This window comes from Burkholderia sp. KCJ3K979 (assembly GCF_016759955.1).
GTDB classification, from domain to species: domain Bacteria; phylum Pseudomonadota; class Gammaproteobacteria; order Burkholderiales; family Burkholderiaceae; genus Burkholderia; species Burkholderia orbicola.
On sequence record NZ_JACFYV010000163.1, the window covers coordinates 1 to 15,969 of the forward strand.

Consider the following 15,969-nt stretch of genomic DNA (forward strand, 5'->3'; position numbering starts at 1 on the left):
GTCTCTGCTCCGTCGCCGCCCTTTACGGCGCGCCCGCCGACGCGCAGGAGTTCTCGCTGTTCACCGGCCCGCTGTGGGGCGGCGGGCAACGCACGTATTCGTGGGCGTTCGATTACCAGGAAGGCTTGAGCCCGCATACCGCGCTCGGCTTCACGTGGTACAACGAAGGGCATATTCCGAATCACCACCGCGATGGCCAGGCGGTGCAGTTCTGGGGCCGCGTGCCGCTCGAGAACCGCCGCCTGGTGCTGTCGGCCGGCGCGGGCCCGTATCGCTACTTCGACACGGTGCCGGCCGCCGAAGGTCGCGGGTATTCGAATACGCACGGCTGGGGCGTGCTGATGAGCGTGCGCGCCGCGTACTACACGTCGCACCGCTGGATCGCGCAGCTTCAGGTCAACCGCGCGCACGTGTTCAGCGGGCCCGACACGACGTCGGTGATGTTCGGCGTCGGCTACCAGCTCGATGCGCCCGACACGCCGGGCCCGCGCGACACCGCGCTGCCGCGCACCCGCAAGGTCACGCACAACGAAGTCACCGCGATGCTCGGCGAGACGATTCTGAACAGCCGCTCGTCGCCGTCGACGCTCGGCGGCAGCCTCGAATACCGGCGCGGCCTCACGCGTTCGATCGACTGGACCGCGACGTGGATGTACGAAGGCGCGAAGCAGGCGGTCCGCCGCAACGGCATCGCGTCCCAGCTGTGGCTCACGCGCGCGTTCCTGAACGACAAGGTCACGCTGTCGGCCGGCGCCGGCGCATACTTCACCGTCAACCAGCGCAACCGCGACGGCCAGCCGGGCCCGGGTGACGGCCGCCTCTCCGGCATCGTGTCGATCTCGGCCAGTTACCGGATTTCCGAGCGCTGGCTCACGCGTATCACGTGGAACCGCGTGGTCACGCGCTACGACCGCGATACCGACGTGATCCAGGCCGGCGTCGGCTACCGGTTCTAGTCGAGCGCCCTCACCGGGCGTGCCGTCCGCATCACGCGCGATAGCCCGGATCGATCCGGTCGACGATGCGCTGCAGCGCGTCGAACGCGTCCTGTCCCGCGCCATGCTTCGGGTCGAAATTCAGCGAATCGCGCACGCACCCTTCGAGCACGGGCGGCGCAATCGGCAGCGCCACGCCGATCGCATGCGTCGCGATCTGCACCTCGCACGCGCGGTTGAGCAGCCACATCAGCGAAAACGTCTGCGCGAGCGTCGCGCCGATCGTCACGGGGCCGTGGTTGCGCAGCAGCAGCACCGGCCGCCCGCCCGCGCTCTCGACGATGCGCCGGCCTTCCTCGAGATGCACGGTGATGCCTTCGAAGTCGTGATACGCGATCTTCCCGTACAGCTGCGCCGAATAGAAATTCGAGAACGACAGCCCGTCGCGCGAACAGCACACGGCCATCGTCGGCGTCGTGTGCACGTGCATCACGCAGTGCGCGTCGGGCAGCGCCGCATGGATCGCGCCGTGGAACGTGAAGCCGGCCGGATTGATCGGCCAGTCGGAGTGACCGATCACATTGCCGTCGATGTCGATCTTCACGAGATTCGACGCGCACACCTCGCGGTAATGGAGCCCGAACGGGTTGATCAGGAAATGTCCGTCCTCGCCCGGCACGCGCAGCGAGATATGGTTGTAGATCAGTTCGGTCCAGCCGAGATGATCGAAGATGCGGTAGGCGGCCGCGAGCTGCACCCGCGCCTGCCATTCAGCTTCGGAGAAGCGCGCGGGACGCGTGAACGGCCGGTTCGGTACACGTTGCATGGGAAACTCCGGTTGCGGGGGCGCGCGGCCCCGGGCGAATGGCGGCGCGCATCGTCCATCGTGTGCAGGCGCCGGGGCGCGGTGCGAGGTGCGTATCACGCACGTGTGGCGGCGCGTCGGTCGGCGCCGTTCCGGCCCGCATTGTGCGAGCGGCTCGGCAGCGCCTCTTCTCGATTCACTTATAGTTGCGCGCACAACCATATCACCTTTCCCCGCGCACCGGTATCGCGGGTTTTGCCGGAGCCGTTCGTGCCCTTACAGCTGGTCGTCGACCGGCAGCAGCGTGAAGATGCCCGTCATCACGTTGCGCAGCAACCCCGCATGCGGGTCGACGTGATAGGTAGTGGTCTGGCCGCCTTCGGTGCCCGTCCATTCGAGCGCCGGCGGGCCGCCATCGGTCCGCTTCGCGAGCGTGACGCGGTAGCTTTCGTCCGGCTGCGTCACGCGCGCGAAGATCGCCGCGGCCTGCTGCGCAAGCACCGGGCTGTGGATCACGAGCGCAAGCTCGGTGTTCAGGTGCGCGGAGCGCGGGTCGAGGTTCAGCGAGCCGATCACGAGGATTTGCCGGTCGATCACGTACGCCTTCGCATGCAGGCTCGCACGCGAGCGCGAACCGAACAGCCGCGCGGGCTGCTGGTCGGGCTGCGACTTGAATTCGTACAGCTCGACGCCGCGCCGCAGCAGCGGCACGCGATACGGCGCATAGCCGGACTGCACCGCGACCGCGTCGGTCGCCGCGAGCGAGTTCGTCACGATCGCGACGCGCACGCCGCGCGCGACCGTGTCGCCGAGGATCTTCACGCCGGCGTCATGCGGCACGAAGTACGGCGAAAACGCCAGGAATTCCTTCTGCGCGCCGCGCGTCAGCTCGGCCAGGCGCTGCATCGGCGGGCTCACGTACGTGCCGGTCGGCCGCGCGACCTTGTCCGGCGCATCGACCTTGAATTCGGCCGGCGCCCACACGAGTTCGAGTTCGTCGCGCGCGATCTGCCGGGCGAGCGGCGTCGCGTTCAGCGGTTTCGCGTTGTACGGATCGGCATTCTTGCGCCAGTGATCGCGCAGCTCGTCGCGCATCGCGTCGAGATCCTTCGGATCAAACGTCTGATGATTCAGCACGCGCAACGGGTAGCTGCTCGCGCTCGCCCAGTAGTCGTCGAAGCTCTTCGAGACGTCGCTCGTCACGGGACCGGCCGCCAGCACGTCGAGATCGCGGAACTGCAGCGTCGGGCTCGCACTGAAGTATTCGTCGCCGAGATTGCGGCCGCCGACGATCGCGAGCTGGTTGTCCGCGATCATCGCCTTGTTGTGCATCCGGCGCGTGAAGCTGTCGATCCGCGTGAAGAAGTTGGCCGTGCGCTCCATCATGCCGCGCTGCGACGCGCCGAACGGGTTGAACACGCGGATCTCGATGTTCTGGTGCGTATTCAGCGCGGCCATCACGCGGTCGATATCGTGGAAGTTCAGGTCGTCGACCAGCATCCGCACGCGCACGCCGCGATCGGCCGCGTACAGCGCCGCGCCCAGCAGCAGCTTGCCGGTCGTGTCCTCGGTCGCGATGTAGTACTGCATGTCGAGCGTCTTCGTCGCCGCACGCGCAAGCGCGATGCGCATCTGCAATGCGGTGGCGCCGTCAGCCAGCAGCCGGAAGCCCGACTGCCCGGGATGCGCGGCTTCCGGCGCGGCCAGCGCATCGCGCAGCGGCGTGGCGGTTTCCGCCGACAACGCATGGGAGACGGGGCGATCGAGCGAGGTGGCGGGCGGATGCGTCGCGCATGCGGCGAGCGGCAGCAGCGCGCAGACGACCAGCGCGCGGGCCTGGCGGCATGCGGCGCGCCACGACAGCGCGGCCGGCGCGCGCCGGATCAAGGATGTGAGCACGGAAGCTTCCTCGACAGTCGGATCAATGGGCACATCATGGCCGCGGCGCGCGGCTGACAGGCGGTTCCGGACGATTCTAGTGGGCGCCCGACGAGCGGGTCAATCGAGCGGCCCCCGCATGCCGCGCCGCACCGCCGCCACGTGCGTCATGCACGGCGGTTCGTGATGCGTGATGCGTGATGCGCGACCGGTCGCCGCTCCTGCGGGCACCAGCGCAGATCCAACCAATCTCACGGTGCGCCGCTCCCGTTCGAAATGGCTGCGCACGCAGCCGATATGCGTCTGCATCGCGGTGCGCGCCTCTTCGGGCCGGTGCGCGCAAATCGCCTCGTACACGCCCCGTGTGCTGCAATGACAGCAACTCGGATGCCTGCTCGTCCTCCATCGTCATCCGGTCACGTCGATGGAGATGTGCTCGCGCAGCATGCCGATCACGCTCGTATGTAGATGCAGGAACATCGTGTTGTCCGACGCCAACGCGATCGCCTCGTGCAGCTTCGCGTGGGTCGCGGCTTCGACGGCCGCGTCGTCCTTCGCGTGCGCGGTTTCGAGCTGGTAAGGGGCGACGTGCATGCCGAAAAAACAAAAAACCCACGCCCGAGCGAGCGTGGGTTGCTTCATGTCGCTTGCCGATCGCCGGCGCTGACGGCCGGCGATCGGCCGCGGGATCAGCTGCCCTTCGCGATGCGATCCTGGATGTGCTGCGCGCGGCTCGCCGACGACGGGTGCGAGCTCATCATCGAGCTCTGGCCGCCGTCCATCTGCGCGAGCTTCTGGAAGCCGGTGACGAGGCCCTTCTGGCTCATGCCCTTCTGCTTCATCAGGTCGAACGAGTAGTCGTCGGCCGCGCTTTCCTGCGACTGCGAGAACTGCGCGTTGATGAACTTCTCGGTGATGTCGCCGAGCTGCGAGCTCGACAGCGCCGCCACGCCCGGCGATGCCGCGCCGGCCGCGCTGCGCGCCGCGCTCACCGCGTATGCCGTCTGCATTGCCTTCTTCGAGTGGCCGAGTGCGACGTGGCCCATTTCATGGCCGATCACGCCGCGCAGCTCGTCGTCGTTCATCATGTCCATCAGGCCGCTGTACACGCGCACGCAGCCGTTGCCCATCGCCCACGCGTTGACGTCCTTGGTCACGTAGACCTTGTAGTTGATCTTCTGGCCGTTCAGCGTCATGTCGCCGAAGCCCTTCATCACCTTCGTCAGGCGCTTCGCGTAGGCGCTGTTGGCCGGCGCGATCTTCGATTCGGCGTCGCTCGACTTGCACGATTCGTTCGACAGCGCGGCGATGTCGCTGTCCGACAGCGTCGCTGCCTTGTACAGGTTGGTCCCCGCCGACGTCAGGCTGTTCGCGTCAAGGCTCTGCACCCCGCCGCACGCGCTCAACAGAAACGCCACGCCACACGCCGCCACCGCTTTCTTGAGTTGCATCCCGGAATCCCTCGATAGTTGTATTTGGGAGCGGCGATTTTGCATAATCCGGCAGAAAATTACCAGATGTTTACATCGGATGACACGTTCATTACTCAGTGGATTGACATGACGTGGCGATCCGGCCCCGGATTGGCGACGAAAAGCGGGGCAATCGCCGCGGCCGGCGCGCCGGCCGGGAAGGAAAGCGGGCGGGCCGTCGCTCAGGCCGTCTGGTCGCGGCGACGCGTCAGGCGGCGTGCGACCAGCATCGGCAGCCGCATCGCGAAGCCGGTGAACAGGCGCAGGTGCATCCACGCGAGCAGTGCGTTGTCGCGGCCGTAGTGAAAGTGCGACACACCGCCTTCGTGCCGGCCGAAATAGCGCACCGGCGCGTCGATGCGGATCGGGCGCACACCGGCCCAGCACAGCCGCACGGCCGCTTCGGGATCGAAGTCGAAGCCGCGCATCCACGGCTGGCGCCGCATGATCGCCGTCAGCGGCGCGACCGGATAGACGCGAAAACCGTACAGCGAATCGCCGATCCCGGCCCACAGCGTCTCGAGGTCGGCCCACGCGTTCGACAACCGGCGCCCCTGCACGCGCAACTGCGGCGCGCTCGCGTCGAACTTCGGCACGCCGAGCACCATCGCGTCGGGCGCGGCCTGCGATGCCGCCATGAAGGCGGGAATCAGGTCGGCCGGATGCTGGCCGTCGGAATCCATCGTCAGTACGTGCGTGAAGCCGCTCGCGGCCGCCGCGTCGAGCCCCGCGAGCACCGCGGCGCCCTTGCCGCGATTCTCCGGCAGCACGATCACGCGCAGGCCGGGATCGCGCTCGGCCATCGCCTGCAGCCGTTCGGCGCTGCCGTCGGTGCTGCCGTCGACGACGACCCACACCGGGTTCCACTGCGCACGGGCATTGCGCACGGTCGTGTCGACCTTGGCGCCCGGGTTGTAGCTCGGAATCAGGACGAGATGGGTGGACGACGCGTGCAGCTTGGACATGGGAACAGCCGATGACGAAGACGGAGATCCTGACAAAAGTGTATGACTCGCCGACGAACGCCGGCACGCTTCGTCGACACCGGCCGCGGGCCGGACCGGTTGCCGGATCGTGAGGCTCTCGCGCTTCATGACAGCCACTCCATCGCATGACCGGCGCTGGCCTCGATCTCGACCAGCAGGTCGTCGCGACACACGTCCGCATGAACGAACAGCGGCCGCACGTGAGGACCGGCGGCCTCGCGCAGCACGCGGCCGATCGCGGCCAGCGCCGCGGTGTCGCCTGCGTCGCGCACGTAGACGCGGTAGCCGAGGTCCGCGAGCGAGAACGGCCCGTGCCCCTGCCGCGCGGCCTGCTCGAGCACGGCCGCGAGGTTCGCGACCGTCTCGCGCGTCTGCGCGACGACGTCGCCGCGATGCACGGTGCGGTGCCCGACGATGCTCGCGGTGCCCGAGACGAACAGCACCGGCGTCGCTTCACCGTCGGCCCACGCGGCGGCGCGCGCGAACGTCGGCGCACGCGGGCCGTACTGCGCCGGATAGTGATACGCGCTGACCTGGCGCGGATTCTCGATCGAGTCGGCCGGCGTGCGGCTCGCGAGGAAATGAATCGCGAGCGGCGCGGCCGGCGACGCATCGCCCGCGACCGCCTCGACCGAGCCGAGTGCGCACGCGGCCGGCACGCCGCCCGTCAATGCGCGGCGGCACGCGTCGAATGCGCGCTGACGGCCGATATTGAATTGACGATAGCGCTCGACGCCGAACTGCACCGCATTGATCGCCGGCACGGTGTTCCAGATCCGCAGCGGATGCGGCATGCCGAGCGTATCGAGCAGGTCGAACAGCGCGCGGTACGCATCGAACGTCGCGCGTTCGAGCGGCGTGCCGCCGTCGCGCGACGCGTCGTAAGCCGCGTCCGTCTCGTGCACGACGAGGCTGCCGAACACGAGCCCCGCCGCTTCACTGTAGCGGTAATGCAGTGGACCGCGCCGTTCGCCGCGCAGGTCGTGCGCATCGCACTGCCACAGTTCGCAGACGGCCTCGCCCGGTGCGACTTCGGCGCCGAGCAGCGCCATCTGCACCGGCGCGACCGGCAGGCCGGGCGCGGCATCGGTCAGCATCCGCGCCATGGCCGCCGCGCGCGACGCGTCCGGGGTTCCCGCCGCGCCGATGCACACCGCACCCAGCGCGCCGGGAAACACGCGATCGAGTCCGTCGCCTCGGCCGCGCGCATCGTGCAGCAGCGCGACGAGCCGCGCATCGCTCATCTGGACGAGCCGCAACGCGCGGTCGCCGCCGTGCGCGAACGGCGCGGCCGCAGGCGCGGCGGCGGGCAACATCGAACACGGGCGCCGTTCGGCGTCGACTGGATGCACGGACACTTCGATTTCCTCACTATGCGGCGCAGGCCGCGCGACCACGCGGCCCTGCGCCGCGTTGCGTTACGTCAGGCGAATGCGGCGCGCTTCGTCATGCGAGCCCGCCGTTGACGGACAACACCTGCCCCGTCACATAGGCCGCGGCGTCGGATACCAGATACGCGACCATCGCCGCGACTTCGTCGGGCCGGCCCGCGCGCTGCGCGGGCACGAGCTGCTTGATGCGTTCCGCGGGAAACGCCTGGTCGGCCATCGGCGACGCGATGATGCCGGGCGCCACCGCGTTCACGGTGATGCCGCGCGACGCGAGCTCCAGCGACAGCGACTTCGTCGCGCCGATCAGCCCCGCCTTCGCGGCCGCGTAATTGGCCTGCCCGCGATTGCCGGTCACGCCGGCCACCGACGCGATGTTGACGATCCGCCCGCGCCGCGTGCGGATCATCGGCAGCAGCAGCGGCTGCGTGACGTTGAAAAAGCCGTTGAGCGTCACGTCGATCACGCTGTGCCATTGCTGGCGCGACATGCCGGCCATCGGCGCGTCGTCGTGAATGCCCGCGTTGTTGACGAGGATCTGCACCGGCGTCTCGTCGATGAACGGCTTCAGCGCGGCGAGCGTCGCATCGGCGTCGGTCACGTCGAACGCGATCGCGTGCGCGGCGCCGCCGGCCGCGACGATCCGTTGCGCGACGGCCTGCGCCTGCTCGAGATGGCGGTTCGCATGCACCCACACTTCATGGCCGGCCTGCGCGAGCGCCGTGCAAATCGCCTGCCCGAGTGCGCCGCTGCCGCCCGTCACGAGCGCCCGCATCGCCTTGCTCCGTTCATCGCGTGTTCCCCTCGATCGCTGCCGCCGCGCATCGTCCGCCGAGCGCCGCCGTCACTTCGTGCGATGCGCGGCGACGTAGGCAGCCAGCGCACCGAGCGTCGCAAAGATTGTCTGGTTGTCCGGATTGTCCGAGCGCAGTTCGAAGCCGTATTTCTTCGAAATCAGCAGCGCGATTTCCAGGATGTCGATGGAGTCGAGCCCGAACCCTTCGCCATACAGCGGGGTGTCGGCCGTCACTGTGTCGAGCGGGACGTCTTCGAGATTCAGTTCGCCGATGATCAGCGTGGCGAGCTCTTGTTCCAGTGCGTTCATCATGCGTGCGTGCAGGCGGCCCATGGCAGCGGGAGGCGCCCGGAAACGGCAACCGTCGTGCACGCCCGGCGCGTGCAAATCTCCGTCCCTCCGGCCTCTGCCGGCTTCCCCGCCTGCGTCGTTGGGGGATTGTTTGTAAAAGTTACGCGGATTCTAGACGAAGGGTATCGGGGCGTATACCGCGAATGGTTACAAGACTGGCGAGCCGCCGCGACAGCCCGTTTCGGACGCGAAGGCACGAGACGCTTGAGCCGCTTCGGATGGAAATGGACCGACCCCGCGAAACCGTTCGGCCGGCGCCATACAATCGGTTACAAAACCCGGTCGCGACGTCCCCGAACCGCACTGCCGCCGCCCTAAAATGTGCGTGCCCGACCACCGGCCCGGACCGCGTCCCGGCCGCCATTCATATGATGTTTGACGGCCCGACCATCGTGTCCGGCCACGATCCGCCCGATGTCTCCAGTCATGCCGTATCCGCCCTTGCGCTCCGTTCCGGTTCGCCCGCCCGTCAGCCGCTGCAGCCCGGCCGCCGGCCGGTGCGCGCGCCGCGCGCCCGGAGGCCGCCGATGAGCCGGCTGCTGCCCGTCGTGCGCGGCGTCGCGGCAGGGGGCGCCGTGGCCGCCTACCAGGTTGGCGCGCACTACGCGAGCGCGACACCCGACGCGCACGGCCTCGGCCTCGCGATGGCGCTCGTGCCGCCGCTGCTGCTCGCGCTCGGCGCGGCGCTGCGCTCGCCGCGGCGCGCGTGGCTCGTGCCGGCGTGGCTGCTGGCCGCCGCCGCGCTGTGGGCGGCACGCGCGCCGCTCGCGCGGCACTTCGAATGGGGCCTGTATCTGGAACACGTAAGCTTCAACGTCGCGATGGCGCTGCTGTTCGGCCGCACGCTCGTGGCCGGCGACGTGCCGCTGTGCACGCGCTTCGCGGCGATGATCCACGGCACGGTCACGCCGGCCGTCGCGCGCTACACGCGGCGGATCACGCTCGCGTGGACGCTGTTCTTCGTCGCGATCGCCGCCGTGTCGACGCTGCTGTTCGCGACCGCGCCGATCGTCACGTGGTCGACCTTCGCGAACTACCTGTCGCTGCCGCTCGTCGCCGTGATGTTCGCCGCCGAGCATGCGTGCCGGCGTGTCGCGCTGCCGCACGAGCCGCGGCCGCGGATGGTCGATGCGGTGCGCGCGTATCGCGCGACGACCCACGCCTCGCAGGCCGCGCGATGAATTCATGACCGGCGCGGCCCCAAGGGCCGCGCGGGCCTTCGTTCCCGTCTTGACCGATTTATGCCGACTCACCCGCTGGTATTCCATGCCTCGCCCGACCAGACGATCGCCTGGCGCGACGGCTCGCCCGTCACCGTGCGCGCGTTCGTCGCCGACGTCGCGCGCGTGACCGCCGCGCTACCCGCCGGCAGCCACGTGTTCAACGTGTGCCGCGACCGCTATCGCTTCGCGGTCAGCCTGTGCGCGGCGCTCGTCGCCGGCAAGGTCAGCCTGCTGCCGTCGACGCACACGCCGGAAATGGTGCGCCAGCTCGCGTCGTTCGCGCCCGATGCGTTCTGCCTGCACGATGCGCCCGACTGCGCGATCGACCTGCCGCGCTTCGCGTACCCCGATGCCGCGCCGGGCGAGGCGCCGAGCGATACGCCGTTCGCCGTCCCGCGGATCGACGCGGCGCGGATCATGGCCTACGTGTTCACGTCCGGCTCGACCGGCGCGCCGGTGCCGCACCGCAAGACCTGGGGCTTCCTGGTCGGCTGCGTACGCGCGGCGGCCGACCGCCTCGGGCTGCTCGACGGCCGCGCGGCCACGCTGATCGGCACGGTGCCCGCGCAGCACATGTACGGCTTCGAGTCGACGGTGCTGCTCGCGCTGATCGGCGGCCTCGCGTTCAGCAACCGCCAGCCGTTCTACCCGAGCGACATCCGCGACGAGCTCGACGCGATCCCGCAGCCGCGCGTGCTCGTCACGTCGCCGATCCACTTGCGTGCGCTGCTGTCGGCCGGCCATGCGCTGCCGCCTGCGGCGCTCGTGCTGTCGGCCACCGCGCCGCTGTCGGAGAAGCTCGCGTGCGAAGCCGAGGCCGCGCTCGACGCGCCGCTCGTCGAGATCTACGGCAGCACCGAGACCGGCCAGATCGCGACCCGTCGGACGTCGCAAGGCGCGGCGTGGGAACTGTTCCCGGACATCCGGCTCGACGCGCGCGCAGAACCGGATGGCGACGACAGCGGGCCGACGGTCTGGGTATCGGGCGGCCACGTCGAGACGCCGGTGCCGATGGGCGATGCGCTCGAACTGCTCGGCGACGGCCGGTTCCTGCTGCACGGCCGCAAGGCCGACCTCGTCAACATCGCCGGCAAGCGCACGTCGCTCGCTTATCTGAACCATCAGCTCAACGCGATTGCCGAAGTGGTCGACGGCGTGTTCTTCATGCCCGACGAAGCCGCGCCGACGCACGGCGACACCGCCCTCGAGCCGGTCACGCGGCTCGTCGCGCTGGTCGTCGCGCCGACGCTCTCGGCCGCCGATCTGCAGCGCGCGCTGCGCGAGCGGATCGATCCCGCGTTCATGCCGCGCCCGCTCGTGTTCGTCGATGCGCTGCCGCGCAACGAAACGGGCAAGCTGCCGCGCGACGTGCTGGCCGCACTCGTTGCGCAACATACGCGTAGCGCGGCGGCGACGGCCACGACGGCCATGCCGCCCGCGACGCCGAACGAGCGCGACCCGGCCGGCACGCCCGCGCTCGCGTTCACGATTGCCGCCGACCATCCCGCGCTGCCCGGCCACTTCCCCGGCCATCCGGTCGTGCCCGGCGTCGTGCTGCTCGATCACGCGATCCACACGATCGGCGCGGCGCTGAACCGTCCGCTGCATGCGTGGCGGCTCGGGTCCGCGAAATTCCTGAGCCCGGTCGCGCCCGGCGAACCGCTCGATCTCGCGTACGACGCGGCAGCCAGCGGCGCGATCCGCTTCACGGTGCGCGCCGGGTCGCGCGAGGTCGCGACCGGCGTGCTGTCCGCCCCACCGCCCGCCGCGCAGGATGGCGCGCAGCCATGAAGCGCACCGCATGGGCCGAACGCCAGGAACGCAGCAACGCGAGTTTGCTGCGCGTCATGACGTGGATCTCGCTGCGCTTCGGCCGGCAGCGCGCGCGCATCGTGCTGCACCTGATCGCGACGTATTTCGTGCTGTTCTCGCCGATCGCGTGTGCGGCGTCGCGCGACTACCTGCGCCGCGTGCTCGGTCGCCCCGCGCGCTGGCGCGACGTGTACCGGCACGTGTTCACGTTCGCGGCGACGATCCACGACCGCATCTACCTGATGAACGGGCGCTTCGACCTGTTCGACATCCGGCTGCACGGCGAAACGCTCGTCGACGACGCGCTCGCGGGCGGGCGCGGCGCATTCCTGATGGGCGCGCACCTCGGCAGCTTCGAGGTCGTGCGCGCGATCGGCCGCACGCATCCGGACCTGCGCGTGGTCGTCACGATGTACGAGAAGAACGCGCGCAAGATCAACGCGACGCTCGCCGCGGTGAACCCGGCCGCGCAGCCGGAGGTGATTCCGCTCGGCCAGGTCGACTCGATGCTGAAGGTGCGCGAGCGCCTCGACGCGAACTGCATGGTCGGCATGCTCGCCGACCGCACGCTGCTCGACGATGCCGCCGCGTCGCTGCGGCGCGTGCCGCTGCTCGGCGCGCCGGCCGCGTTCCCGCTCGGCCCGCTTTACATGGCCGCGATGCTGAAGCGCCCGGTGATCTTCATGACGGGCCTCTATCGCGACGGCAACCGCTACGACGTGCACTTCGAGACGCTCGCCGATTTCTCCGACGTGCGGCGCGACGCGCGCGCGGCGGCGGTCGATGCGGCGCTCGCGCGCTACGTCGCGCTGCTCGACAAGTACTGCCGCGCGGCGCCGTACAACTGGTTCAACTATTTCGATTTCTGGCAAGGCGGCGATGCCGCGGCCGCAACCGCGCGCCGCGAGACGGCGCATGCCGGCGCCGACCTGCCCGCCACGAGGGATTCCGACGCATGACCGCCGTTCGCCGCCTGCTCCCATTCCCGTCGCCCCGCGTCCACCGCGCGGCCCGCGTGCTCGCCACCACCGCCGCCGCGATCGTGCTGGCCGTGCCGGCGCACGCGGCCGATACCGGCTCGGCCTGGACCCTCGACCGGCTGATGTCGACGCTCGCGCAGCACAAGTCGGGCCGGGCGACCTTCACCGAGACGAAGACCCTGTCGATTGCCACGCAGCCAGTCGAATCGTCGGGCGAACTGATGTTCGTCGCGCCCGACCATCTGGAAAAGCACACGCTGAGCCCGAAGCCCGAACATCTGGTCGTCGACGGCGACATGCTCACCGTCGAGCGCAACAACCGCAAGTACACGCTCGCGCTCGCGCGCTATCCGGAGCTCGGCGCGTTCATCGACAGCATCCGCGCGACGCTCGCCGGCAACCGCTTCGCGCTTGAACGGGTGTACAAGGTCGCCCTGTCCGGACGCGGCGACGACTGGACGCTGACGCTCACGCCGCTCGACTCGCGGATGCTGAAGGTCGTCAGCACGATCACGCTCGACGGCACGCGCGACGTGCTGCGCAGCGTCGCGATCCGGCAGGCCGACGGCGATCGTTCGGTGATGCGCCTGCAACCCGTGGCGGCGAACGCGAACTGATGGACGAGCGCACCCGATCCTCACCCGTCGCCCGCCGCGTGCCCGCGTGGCGGCAGCGCGCGGTGCTCGTGTGGCTGCTCGCGCTGGTCGCGTGCGGCATCGCGATCGGACGCGCGCACTTCACGGCCGACCTGTCCGCGTTCCTGCCGAACGCGCCGAGCGCCGGGCAGCGCGTGCTCGTCGACCAGTTGCGCGACGGCATCGTGTCGCGCCTGATCCTCGTCGCGATCGACGGCGGCGACGCGGGCACGCGCGCCGCGCTGTCGCGGCGCGTCGCCGGCACGCTACGCGCCGATCCGCAGTTCGCGGCCGTGCACAACGGCGAAGCCGCGAACGACGCGCGCGACCGGCAATTCATCTTCGCTCACCGCTATCTGCTGAGCCCGGCCGTCACGCCGCAGCGCTTCAGCGCCGACGGCCTGCACCAGGCGCTCGGCGACAGTCTCGACCTGCTGAGTTCGTCAGCCGGCCTCGTCGCGAAGGCAATGCTGCCGCGCGACCCGACCGGCGAAGTCGCCGCGCTCGTCGACGAGCTCGACCGCGCGGCCGAACCGGCGAGCCGCGACGGCGTGTGGGCGTCGCGCGACGGCACGCGCGCGGTGCTGGTCATGCAGACGGCCGCCGCCGGCTCCGATACCGACGCGCAGGCCCGCGCGATCGACGCCGTGCGCCGCGCGTTCGCGGCCGCGACGCAAGCCGTGCCGAACGCGGCCGGCACCTCGCTCGCGATGACGGGCCCCGGCGTGTTCTCGGTCGACACGCGCGACACGATCCGGCACGACGTCGAACGGCTGTCGACGGCGAGCGTCGTGCTGATCGTCGCGCTGCTGCTCACGCTGTACCGTTCGCCGCGCACGCTCGCGCTCGGCCTGCTGCCGGTGCTGACGGGTATCGCGGCCGGGATCGCGGCGGTCAGCGTCGCGTTCGGCACGGTTCACGGGCTGACGCTCGGGTTCGGCACCACGCTGATCGGCGAAGCCGTCGACTATTCGATCTACCTGTTCGTGCAATCGGCGCAGGCCGGTACGCGCGGCGACCCACGCCCGGCCGACGCGACGCGCGCGTGGGTCGCCGCGTACTGGCCGACGATCCGGCTCGGCGTGCTGACGTCGGTGTGCGGATTCGCATCGATGCTGTTCTCCGGGTTCCCCGGCCTCGTGCAGCTCGGGCTCTATTCGATCGTCGGGCTGACGGCCGCCGCGCTCGTCACGCGCTTCGTGCTGCCGCATCTGCGTGGCGAGCATGTCGCGATCCGCGACGTATCCCGCGTCGGCGCCGTGCTCGCGCGCGCGGCCGACGCCGCGCCGCGGCTGCGCTGGCCGCTCGCGGTGCTCGTGGTCGCCGCCTGCGCGACGCTCGCGCTGCATCGCGACGCCCTGTGGAGCCGTGAGCTCGCCGCGCTCAGCCCCGTGCCGGCACAGGCGCAGGCGCTCGACGCACGGCTGCGCGCCGATGTCGGTGCGCCCGACGTGCGCTACCTCGTCGTCATTGCCGCACCAACCGAACAGGCCGCACTCGAAGGCGCGGAAAAAGTCGCCGCGCAATTGCAGCCGCTCGTCGACCGGGGTGCGCTCGGCGGTTTCGAGAACCCCGCCCGCTATCTGCCGAGCGACGCCGCGCAGCGCGCGCGTCAGGCGAGCCTGCCGGCTGCGGACGCACTCGCCGAACGGATGCGCGATGCCGTCGCGCATCAGCCGATCACGGTGAAGCCCGATCTGTTCGCACCGTTCCTCGCCGACGTCGACGCCGCGCGCCACGTGCCGCTGCTGACGCGTGCGGACCTGCGCGGCACGTCGATGGCGCTCGCCGTCGATGCGCTGCTGACCGAACGCGACGGCCGCTGGAGCGCGATGCTGCCGCTGCGTGCGCCGGACGCCGCGCGCGCCGGGCAGCCGGCGTCGAGCCTCGACGCCACGCCGATTCGCGCCGCCGTCGCACGCGCGGGCGTGCCCGATGCGCTGTTCGTCGACATGAAGGCCGAAGCCGATCGGTTGTACGTGAGCTACGTGCATGAGGACATCCGGCTGTCGCTCGCAGGATTCGCCGCGATCGCCGTGCTGCTGCTGATCGCGCTGCGCTCGCTGCGCCGCGCCGCGCGCGCCCTTGCGCCGCTCGTCGCCGCCGTGCTGGTCGTGACGGCCGGTTTCGCGCTCGCCGGCGTGCAACTGACGATCCTGCACCTCATCGGGATGCTGCTGATCGTCGCGGTCGGCTCGAACTATGCGTTGTTCTTCTGCCGGCGCGACGACGCGCAGCCCGTCACGCCGCATACGCTCGTGTCGCTGCTGATCGCGAACCTCGCGACGGTCGCCGGCTTCGGGCTGCTCGCGCTGTCGCGCGTGCCGCTGCTCGAAACCTTCGGGCTGACCGTGGGCCCCGGCGCGATGCTCGCGCTCGCGTTCGCGGCGATTCTCGCGCCGCGCGCCGCAGAGACGGCGGCGGCGGCGGCGGCGGCGGCGGCGGCGGCGGGCGGCAATCGTGAACGAGGAGGCCGCGCATGAACGTGCCGCCTTGCGTTCCACCACGCGATGCCGGCGACGCGCGCCGCTGGAAGCCGACGCCGCTGATCGCCGGCGCCGCCGCGCTGCACGCGGGCGCGGCCGCCGCGGTGATCGCGCAACCGGCCACGTGGCCGTGGGCCGTCGGCGGCGTGGTCGCATCGCATCTCGCGCTGACCGCGGCCGGGTTGTGGCCGCGCAGCACGCTGCTCGGCCCGAACTGGACGC

At 70.3% G+C, this 15,969-nt stretch carries 13 protein-coding genes and 2 pseudogenes; 7 read left to right on the top strand and 8 right to left on the bottom strand.

The window, feature by feature from the left end; all coding sequences use genetic code 11:
• Positions 1 to 956, top strand: a 956-nt coding sequence (locus tag H3O04_RS26210) for a hypothetical protein (protein WP_237666428.1), incomplete at its 5' end; no start/stop codon positions are given.
• 31 nt (positions 957 to 987) lie between these two features.
• Here H3O04_RS26210 and H3O04_RS26215 read toward each other — a convergent pair.
• The 8 genes and pseudogenes from H3O04_RS26215 to H3O04_RS26250 all read right to left on the bottom strand — a co-directional run bounded on the left by H3O04_RS26215 (position 988) and on the right by H3O04_RS26250 (position 8,593).
• Positions 988 to 1,761, bottom strand: coding sequence for a class II aldolase/adducin family protein (locus tag H3O04_RS26215; RefSeq protein ID WP_202588759.1), 774 nt, complete (start codon positions 1,759 to 1,761; stop codon positions 988 to 990).
• A 255-nt stretch (positions 1,762 to 2,016) separates the two neighbouring features.
• Complete coding sequence (locus H3O04_RS26220) at positions 2,017 to 3,639, bottom strand: phospholipase D family protein (protein ID WP_202588760.1); 1,623 nt, start codon at positions 3,637 to 3,639, stop codon at positions 2,017 to 2,019.
• A gap of 246 nt (positions 3,640 to 3,885) precedes the next feature.
• Positions 3,886 to 4,194: pseudogene (locus H3O04_RS36715) on the bottom strand (FadR/GntR family transcriptional regulator); the annotation flags it as partial.
• Between the two features lie 113 nt (positions 4,195 to 4,307).
• Positions 4,308 to 5,069: a M48 family metalloprotease gene (locus tag H3O04_RS26230; RefSeq protein WP_011694399.1), complete on the bottom strand. Its 762-nt coding sequence runs from the start codon at positions 5,067 to 5,069 to the stop codon at positions 4,308 to 4,310.
• A gap of 203 nt (positions 5,070 to 5,272) precedes the next feature.
• Positions 5,273 to 6,055 (bottom strand): glycosyltransferase family 2 protein, encoded by a 783-nt coding sequence (locus H3O04_RS26235; RefSeq protein WP_011694400.1) that lies wholly within the window; start codon positions 6,053 to 6,055, stop codon positions 5,273 to 5,275.
• Between the two features lie 125 nt (positions 6,056 to 6,180).
• On the bottom strand, positions 6,181 to 7,434 hold the full coding sequence (locus tag H3O04_RS26240) for a chorismate transformation enzyme, FkbO/Hyg5 family (RefSeq protein ID WP_043888290.1): 1,254 nt from the start codon (positions 7,432 to 7,434) through the stop codon (positions 6,181 to 6,183).
• An 88-nt stretch (positions 7,435 to 7,522) separates the two neighbouring features.
• A complete protein-coding gene (gene fabG, locus H3O04_RS26245) occupies positions 7,523 to 8,239 on the bottom strand; it encodes a 3-oxoacyl-ACP reductase FabG (RefSeq protein ID WP_011546209.1) in 717 nt (238 codons plus the stop codon).
• 69 nt (positions 8,240 to 8,308) lie between these two features.
• Positions 8,309 to 8,593 (bottom strand): phosphopantetheine-binding protein, encoded by a 285-nt coding sequence (locus tag H3O04_RS26250; RefSeq protein WP_011546210.1) that lies wholly within the window; start codon positions 8,591 to 8,593, stop codon positions 8,309 to 8,311.
• 545 nt (positions 8,594 to 9,138) lie between these two features.
• Between H3O04_RS26250 and H3O04_RS26255 the strand changes: the two genes are divergently transcribed.
• From H3O04_RS26255 to H3O04_RS26280, 6 genes and pseudogenes are all read left to right on the top strand, one after another.
• Complete coding sequence (locus H3O04_RS26255; protein WP_011694402.1) at positions 9,139 to 9,792, top strand: membrane protein; 654 nt, start codon at positions 9,139 to 9,141, stop codon at positions 9,790 to 9,792.
• 60 nt (positions 9,793 to 9,852) lie between these two features.
• Positions 9,853 to 11,625, top strand: a complete 1,773-nt coding sequence (locus tag H3O04_RS26260) for an acyl-CoA synthetase family protein (RefSeq protein ID WP_011546212.1) — start codon at positions 9,853 to 9,855, stop codon at positions 11,623 to 11,625.
• Positions 11,622 to 12,605: an LpxL/LpxP family acyltransferase gene (locus H3O04_RS26265; protein WP_202588761.1), complete on the top strand. Its 984-nt coding sequence runs from the start codon at positions 11,622 to 11,624 to the stop codon at positions 12,603 to 12,605. Before H3O04_RS26260 ends, H3O04_RS26265 begins: the two co-directional genes overlap by 4 nt.
• On the top strand, positions 12,602 to 13,243 hold the full coding sequence (locus tag H3O04_RS26270) for a LolA family protein (RefSeq protein WP_202588762.1): 642 nt from the start codon (positions 12,602 to 12,604) through the stop codon (positions 13,241 to 13,243). The genes H3O04_RS26265 and H3O04_RS26270 overlap by 4 nt, the downstream gene beginning before the upstream one ends.
• Positions 13,243 to 15,744 (top strand): MMPL family transporter, encoded by a 2,502-nt coding sequence (locus tag H3O04_RS26275; RefSeq protein ID WP_202588763.1) that lies wholly within the window; start codon positions 13,243 to 13,245, stop codon positions 15,742 to 15,744. The genes H3O04_RS26270 and H3O04_RS26275 overlap by 1 nt, the downstream gene beginning before the upstream one ends.
• A pseudogene (locus H3O04_RS26280) lies at positions 15,741 to 15,969 on the top strand (polysaccharide deacetylase family protein); the annotation flags it as partial. The gene H3O04_RS26275 and the pseudogene H3O04_RS26280, both read left to right, overlap by 4 nt.